This is a genomic window from Bradyrhizobium sp. Cp5.3 (assembly GCF_000426265.1).
In the GTDB taxonomy this organism is placed as follows: Bacteria; Pseudomonadota; Alphaproteobacteria; order Rhizobiales; family Xanthobacteraceae; genus Bradyrhizobium; species Bradyrhizobium neotropicale.
On the sequence record NZ_AUFA01000047.1, the window covers coordinates 40,674 to 47,747 of the forward strand.

Here is a 7,074-nt window from a genome sequence, read left to right on the forward strand (position 1 = left end):
AATCAATGATCTTGCCTACAGGCTTATTCGTGAGTCCCACGGAGATTCTCCACCCCAGTTGATGCATACGCTCTGGCGACGCATATAGCCCTTCCAGGAGTCCGAACCCGCCGTTCGTCCACCGCCGGTTTCTTTCTCCCCGCCGAAAGCCGCTCCGATGTCCGCACCCGTCGTTCCCATGTTTACCTTGGCGATCCCGCAGTCGCTCCCAGCCGCGGATAGGAACAGTTCTATATTGGCGAGACTAGTACTGTGAATACCGGACGCCAAGCCTTGCGGCACGTCATTGTGAATACGGATGGCATCCTCGATGTTGGCATATTCCATGACAAACACGATCGGCGCAAACGTCTCGTGCTGAGCGCAAGGCCACTCCGGCCTGACATTGGTGATAATCGTTGGCGCGACATAGTAGCCTGGACGATCGATTCGCTTTCCACCACAAGCGACCTTTCCTCCAAGTTCGATCGCCTGTTTCACCGTAGATTCGAATTGGGCGACCGCCGCGCGATCGACGAGGGGACCCACAACGGTTCCCTCCTCCCTCGGATCTCCGACCCTAATTTGCCCGAAGGAGCGAACCAGCAAATCAACTAGCGGCGTGATGATCGACTGTTGCGCGATAATTCTCCGAGTACTGGTGCAGCGCTGACCGGTGGTGCCTACAGCCCCGAACGTAATACTGCGCGCTGCAAGCTTCAGGTCTGCGGTCTCATCGACGATGCAACCGTTGTTGCCCGAACACTCCAGCATATATCGCCGACCGAGTGTCGTCCCGACCAGTTCGGCAACCCTTTGTCCGACCTTGCTGGAGCCCGTGAATGACACTAGGGCGATCCGCTTGTCCCTGACCAGCAATTCGGCCGTCTCGTTGTCTGCGGGCAAGAAGAGCGAAAACACGCCGTGGAAGCCGAACTCCTTCATTGCAATGTTGCAGAGGTGCTGCAAGCCAAGGGCAGTAAGCGGCACCTTCGGACTCGGCTTCCATATCACGGTGTTGCCGCCGATCGCGGCGAGAAAGCCGTTCTGCGCCCAGACCGCAGCCGGGAAATTATAGGCTGAGATAATTCCGACCAAGCCGAGCGGAAGCCACTGGTCGTACATCCTGTGCTTGAATCGCTGTGACTGCTGGGTAAAGCCATAGAGCATCCGCGATTGCCCGGCCGCCATGCCCGCCATGTCGATGACTTCCCTGAGCTCTGCCGTCGCCTCCATGAGCGACTTGCCGGTGTCTAGAGCAATGAGCGCGGCCAAGCCGTCGATATGCTCTTCGACCAGGCGGCCGATCCGCGCGACGAATTCACCGCGGCGCGGAGGAGGCACCATGCGCCATTTGAGATGCGCCGCCGCCGCGTCGCTGACGATGGTCTCATAGTCCTCTGCTGTTGCACCGGCGACCTTCACAGTGACCGTTTCGTCCGCCGGGCAGACGGCGTCAAAGGTTTCCCGTCCCTGGGCCTTGGACCAGCCACGCGGCATCGAGCAAGCGCCAGCCTGCACGGCTCCGATTTCGAACTGCCTGAGCACATCATTCGTCTTGAACATCTACCTATCCTGCTTGCGCGAGCGTTCCTGGATCCAACAGGAAGCTGCCCGTCGAATCCCAACTTCGAGAGGTGTCATGCCACGGGATCACCAACGGAAGATCGGTGGAGTATTTTCGCAAATGAGCCGTGCGTCGCTTCAGTGAAAAAAGTCGGGCGTGGGATCACTCCCCCATTGCGTCGTGTCCTCGGCGGACACCTGATAGTTGAGCCCTTTGTAATTGTTGTTTGCTACGTCCCCATCCGTGTAGTGCTCGACGCGGAAACCGAATGGATCGCGCCAATAGTCGAATATCTGGCTTCCGATCAGGTGCCTGCCGACGCCGACATCCAGCTTGTGCCCCTTACTCACGAGATAGTCATGCGCGCCCATAACGGCGTCGATATCCTGCATCTCGAAGCTGCAATGATGGACACCAATCTCGGACGCCTCGTTGATCAACAGACAGTGGTGGTCGACGGGTTGGCTTCCGCGGTCAAATCGCACGAACGTTCCGATGATCTTGCTCTCATCGCCCGGGACGCACATCACATCAGACGTCAGAAGACCAAAGCGGGTCTGGAACCAGGACAGCGTTTCCGCGTGGTTAGTCACTCGCAGGACGAAGTGACCGAGCCTGAGAACGAGACCTGCCTCGCGCTTGGGCCGCAGGGAGGCATTGACCCTTTCCTTGTTATCACCCCAGTTGACCGGATTTCTAGGGCGATGCGATAGAGTCTCGACCTCCTTCTGCCCCCAGACCGCGTCGACGATGAAACCGTCCGGCGCAATCATGCGAACCCGCCATCCGCCGCCGGGCCAATCCTCGACTTTCTCGACCGGCGATGAGCCCGGCATCGACGCGAGTTCGTCAAGATCAGCTCGGCTGGCCATCCGTAGTCCGCCGCCTAGGAACTTGCTATTGGAGCCGAGGCGCGTGACGTGGACGAACGGAGCGGAGTCGGCACCACGCAGGAACAGCAGGTCATTACGTCGCTCCGCCGTCACGAGTCCAAAATCGTGCATGAACTCTTCCATGAGACCAAGGTCGGTCGCCTGGTAGGTGACGTAGGCTAAATCGATTGCTTTTGGCATCCTGGTCATCTCTCCGTTAGAAGAACAGCGGCGATCGAGTTTTCACCGATCATTTGCAAGCTCGCCTATTTCGATTGGATATGAAGACTTCAACGTCGGGCCAAGGCCATTGCGAGGATCAAAATACCGCCAACGGCCATTGATTGCGCATAGGCCCCGACTTGCATAAGGTTCAGCCCGTTTTGAACTACGATGATCAACAAGGTTCCGAGCACCACTGCGAATGCCCGTCCCTGTCCGCCGGCAAGACTCACCCCTGAAATCACGCAAGCGGCGATCGAATCCAGCGGCATGCTGGCACCAACATTGGCCTCGCCGGTCCCCAATCGCGCTGTTAGCAACAACCCGGACAGGGCAGAGAGCGCGCCGGAGAGAACGAACGCAATGACACAGACGCGGCGCGTGTTGACGCCAGACAACTCCGCGGCACGCGTGTTGCCACCTGTTGCGTAGAGGTAACGACCGAACCGCGTCCATTCGAGCACGACATAGGTCGCTCCCACGACGGCAAGCGCAACAATGGCAGGAATCGGAAAGCCCGCGATGCGCCCGAATCCGAACAACCCGCCAAGCAGCGGCGGCATACCGTAGACGGGCACCCCGCCCGAAATCATCAGGGTGATTCCGAACAGGACGGATGACATGCCGAGCGTCATCATGAACGGCACGATACGGAACACGCTGACGCCGATACCATTGACGAGACCGACCAGTGCGCCAATCGACGCGCCCACGCCAAGACCGGCGGCGATCGCGAGCGACGGCATGTCCGGAAACGCGGCGTACATTGCCGACATCGTCATCGCGCTCGCGACCGACGTCAGCGAAATGACGGAGCCGACCGATAAATCGAGCCCTCCACTCACAATTACAATCAACTGACCGAGAGCGACGATCAGCAGGTAGACTGCCTGCCTTGCAACGTTTGCGACGTTCTCCAATGTGCCGAAGTTGGGCGATGCGATTGTGAACACGACCGCCGCGGCGACGAACATGACCGGCAGAGCAATAGCATTCCGGTTCTGCGCCAGAAGGTTAAGAAGTTCGGAACGAGATTTCGCCGGTCGATTCACGATGCCCTGCGCTGCGCCGTCCAACTTGCCGCCCTCCCTCAGAAGAATGTCTGGAGAATACGATACTCATCGTAGTCTTCGCGTTTGAACTCGGCGACCAGACGACCGTCACACATAACCATCATGCGATGCGTCAGTCCGATCAGCTCCGGCAGGTTCGAGGAAACGAGGAGTATGGCCGCGCCTCTCGCGCTCAACTCGGACAGGTAACGATAGATCGACATGCAGGCGCCGATGTCGACGCCGACGGTTGGTTCGTCGAGAACGAACGCCTTCACGTCCTGAACGAGGCTCTTTGCCAAGAGGACTTTCTGCTGATTTCCACCCGACAGTACGGAGATTGGATCTTTCAACCGCCCGATCGAGAAGTCGACAGCACTGACTACGTTAGATAGGTAATCCAGCTCACGCCTGGGCCTGATCCACGCGCCCTGCAAAGCTCCCATGGCCAGACTTGACAGGGCAAGGTTTTCACGAGAACTGCGCTCGAGCATCAGGCCATCGTTCTTGCGGTCGGCCGGCGTGTACCAAAGCCTTTGCCGTATAGCATCCGAAGGACTGCGGATCGCCACAGGCGCTCCTTCGATCAATATCCGGCCTTGCTCGAATTTCTTTAGCCCGAAGCAGGCCTGGGCCAATTCGCTTTTACCGGAGCCGACAAGGCCCGCGAGCCCGACGATCTCGCCGGCTCGAATCTTGATGGTTGCATCGATCACCTGGACGACACCGGTCTCTTGCGCGAGTGTCACGTTCTCGATGGCCAGCTGAACGGGTCCGACATCGGGCCCCGGCTCGGGATAGAGTGCAGCCACCTCACGTCCGGACATCAGGCGAATGAGCTCATCGCTCGACGTTCCGCCTCTGACGGTTTTAACGTGGCGGCCGTCGCGCAGGATCGAAACCCGGTCTCCGAGCAGGGAAATCTCGTGCATCCGATGCGTGACATAGATGACTGCGGTGCCGTGGCTCCTGAGACGCCTGATCAGCGCAAAAAAAGATTGAGCGTCGTGCTCAGACAATGACGCAGTCGGCTCATCGAGAATCAGGAGCTTGAGGTTCTGCCGGAGGGCCTTGCAGATTTCGACCATCTGCTGCTTGCCGCGTGCAAGTGTCGAAATCTTCGCATCCACATCGAGATCGAAGCCGAGCTCATCGACCAGGCGTTTCGCCTCTCGCAAAACCTTCGACTTGGACAGCAGGCCAAGGCCGTTTGTCGGCTCCTCGCCAAGCATGATATTCTCGGCGACCGTCAGTTGCGGGACGAGGGACAGCTCCTGAAATACGGCGCGAACCCCATGGGCTCGCGCCGTCGCGACGGAGTCAAGCCGGCAGACGTGGCCTTCGATCGCGATCGATCCCGAACTAGGTTGTCGCGCTCCGGATATCAGCGAGATGAGCGTCGACTTGCCCGCCCCGTTCTCTCCGAACAATACATGGACTTCGCCAAACTGTACATCCAGCGACACATCGTCCAGGGCGACTGCCTGGCCGTATCGCTTTGTCAAACCGCGGACGCGCATGGCGGGCCACTTCTGCGCGCCGATAGGTTGCGCGACGGGGAATGAAGTCGGCGTCGACATTGAGCTCTTCCGCGCGGTTGGCAGCCTTGCCCGCTGTTTGTGCTACGGTTTGTAAGAGAATTCCGGGCGGTAGTTGTTTGGTGCCAATACCGTGCCGCGATCAAGTGAAGCAATATCGCTATTGGAATAGACCTTGCCGATCGTACCAACGTCCGTGTACTCGACCTTGTGTTCGAGAATGCGGATGGCCTCATCGAGCGCGATACGGGCGGTCGAGACGACGGGCGAGGCTCCGCCTGCTTCGATGCCACCAGTTTTAAGGAATTCGTAGACGCCGGGCGTCGTGTAGACGGAGACGAGCTTGACCTTGTCCTCGATGCCGCGAGCTCGCAGAAGCGGATACGCCCCCTCGATCATCACCGCGGTGCCGACGACGTATTCGATATCCTTGTGCGCTTGCAGGATGTCTTCGACAAGCCGCGCCTGGACTTCCTTGCCGATGTCGCCGTATTTCGTTTCGACAATGTGGACCGCGCTGTCTTTAATGCCCTCCTTGAAGCCGTTGTCAAATGCGACGACGAAGCCCGCACCGGCGGGGCCAGGAAGCCACGCAACGTTGACTTGCTTGCTGCCCACCGGATGATTTGCGGCCAGGTATTGGCCAGCGCGGAGCCCTTCATCATAGGGGCTTGTCAGGACCCGTACGGCCGTATCCTTCGACGAAACACCATTGATCGCATCAACTACTGGGATGTTCTTGCGCTTGAGTTCGCCGAGGAGATTGTCCATGCCATCGCGCGCGATGGCGACCATGATAAGCGCGTTCGCGCCGCCAGCGACGCAATCTTCGATTTGCGATATTTGCTTGCCAAGTTCGGTGTAACCACCGGCGTCGAACGTCTGGACACTGACGCCGAGCTTCTTGGCTTCGTCCACAATGCCATAGTTTGCAGCTAGGAAGAACGCGTCCTTCATGTGCGGAAACGAGACGCAAATCGACCAATTCTTGCTGGCCTTCCCAGTTGCACTGAGCGGCACATAGTCGAACTTGCCTTCTTTGCCGCCGACGCTCTTTCCATTGAATGCAAGAGGGTACCATTCCCCCGCCTTGGCCGGCGCCGGGATCGAAATCGCTCCCAACACAAGGCCGGCGCAGGCTGCAACTCCAATCCCCAACAGCGACTTCATGACCTTCTCCTTTTGCTTGATCGACCCACGAAGTCGCTGCCGGGTCATCCCCGTGCGCGCACCGCCTATTTTTTATGCGACGCGAGAAATTAGGCATTCGTGATGATATGAAGTCAATTGATGCTTTGTCGTGCTTAATATAACCATTAGGTTATATCGAAGATGGACTGCCGCATGCTCTTTCTGCGAAACAATCTGAATCTCAGTCATTTGAGACTATTGATCGCCCTCGACACGTATCGAAGCATCCAGCGGGCGGCTAACTACCTGCACATCACTCAGCCTGCGGTCTCGAAGAAACTTGCAGCCCTGGAGACAGGCTTGGATCTAGTGGCTCGTCACAGTGGTTTTGACGGTTTGATACCGAGCCAATCTAGGATCGGCAAGTTTTCTGGTGGCACGAGGATTTCGATGCTTCTGGGGGCACCGGCTTGACGGCGAATGAGGCCGTTGCGTTCGAGCGTGACAATCATCTGATGGACTGAGGGCGGGCTGACGCCGAAGTGGCGCTGCATATCGGTTTCGGCAGGCGGCCGTCCGAACATGTACGAGTAGGTATAGATGAAGGCCAGGTAGTGGCCCTGCTTTTCAGTAAAGTGCGCGGCGCCTGATTTTTGACTCATCGATCGATTCGTCCCGGGCCTCCGACAGGGAGGCGACGATGAATGTACGTT

General features: G+C 58.3%; 7 protein-coding genes. 1 reads left to right on the plus strand and 6 read right to left on the minus strand.

The genetic code is table 11. The features are described 5' to 3' along the window. Nucleotides 1-15: 15 nt before the first annotated feature. The 5 genes from K289_RS0135435 to torT form a co-directional block, all read right to left on the minus strand. Nucleotides 16-1,545: an aldehyde dehydrogenase family protein gene (locus K289_RS0135435; RefSeq protein WP_027555777.1), complete on the minus strand. Its 1,530-nt coding sequence runs from the start codon at nucleotides 1,543-1,545 to the stop codon at nucleotides 16-18. A 138-nt stretch (nucleotides 1,546-1,683) separates the two neighbouring features. Further along, complete coding sequence (locus K289_RS0135440; protein ID WP_027555778.1) at nucleotides 1,684-2,619, minus strand: VOC family protein; 936 nt, start codon at nucleotides 2,617-2,619, stop codon at nucleotides 1,684-1,686. 89 nt (nucleotides 2,620-2,708) lie between these two features. Then, complete coding sequence (locus K289_RS0135445) at nucleotides 2,709-3,716, minus strand: ABC transporter permease (protein WP_051311132.1); 1,008 nt, start codon at nucleotides 3,714-3,716, stop codon at nucleotides 2,709-2,711. Nucleotides 3,717-3,730: 14 nt separating this feature from the next. Beyond that, nucleotides 3,731-5,272: a sugar ABC transporter ATP-binding protein gene (locus K289_RS0135450; RefSeq protein ID WP_051311134.1), complete on the minus strand. Its 1,542-nt coding sequence runs from the start codon at nucleotides 5,270-5,272 to the stop codon at nucleotides 3,731-3,733. Nucleotides 5,273-5,314: 42 nt separating this feature from the next. After that, on the minus strand, nucleotides 5,315-6,400 hold the full coding sequence (gene torT / locus K289_RS0135455; protein ID WP_027555781.1) for a TMAO reductase system periplasmic protein TorT: 1,086 nt from the start codon (nucleotides 6,398-6,400) through the stop codon (nucleotides 5,315-5,317). Nucleotides 6,401-6,574: 174 nt separating this feature from the next. On the opposite strand from torT, the gene K289_RS53190 reads away from it, so the two are divergent. Continuing rightward, a complete protein-coding gene (locus K289_RS53190) occupies nucleotides 6,575-6,835 on the plus strand; it encodes a LysR family transcriptional regulator (RefSeq protein ID WP_198024830.1) in 261 nt (86 codons plus the stop codon). Here K289_RS53190 and K289_RS49400 read toward each other — a convergent pair. Then, on the minus strand, nucleotides 6,739-7,023 hold the full coding sequence (locus tag K289_RS49400) for a LexA family transcriptional regulator (protein WP_027555782.1): 285 nt from the start codon (nucleotides 7,021-7,023) through the stop codon (nucleotides 6,739-6,741). The two genes, K289_RS53190 and K289_RS49400, sit on opposite strands and share 97 nt — an antisense overlap. Nucleotides 7,024-7,074 lie beyond the last annotated feature (51 nt).

Bases quoted from the DNA above. Each gene is read 5' to 3' on its own strand.
- K289_RS0135435 (WP_027555777.1), bottom strand. From the start codon at position 1,545: ATGTTCAAGACGAATGATGTGCTCAGGCAGTTCGAAATCGGAGCCGTG.
- K289_RS0135440 (WP_027555778.1), bottom strand. From the start codon at position 2,619: ATGCCAAAAGCAATCGATTTAGCCTACGTCACCTACCAGGCGACCGAC.
- K289_RS0135450 (WP_051311134.1), bottom strand. From the start codon at position 5,272: ATGTCGACGCCGACTTCATTCCCCGTCGCGCAACCTATCGGCGCGCAG.
- torT (WP_027555781.1), bottom strand. From the start codon at position 6,400: ATGAAGTCGCTGTTGGGGATTGGAGTTGCAGCCTGCGCCGGCCTTGTG.
- K289_RS53190 (WP_198024830.1), top strand. From the start codon at position 6,575: ATGCTCTTTCTGCGAAACAATCTGAATCTCAGTCATTTGAGACTATTG.
- K289_RS49400 (WP_027555782.1), bottom strand. From the start codon at position 7,023: ATGAGTCAAAAATCAGGCGCCGCGCACTTTACTGAAAAGCAGGGCCAC.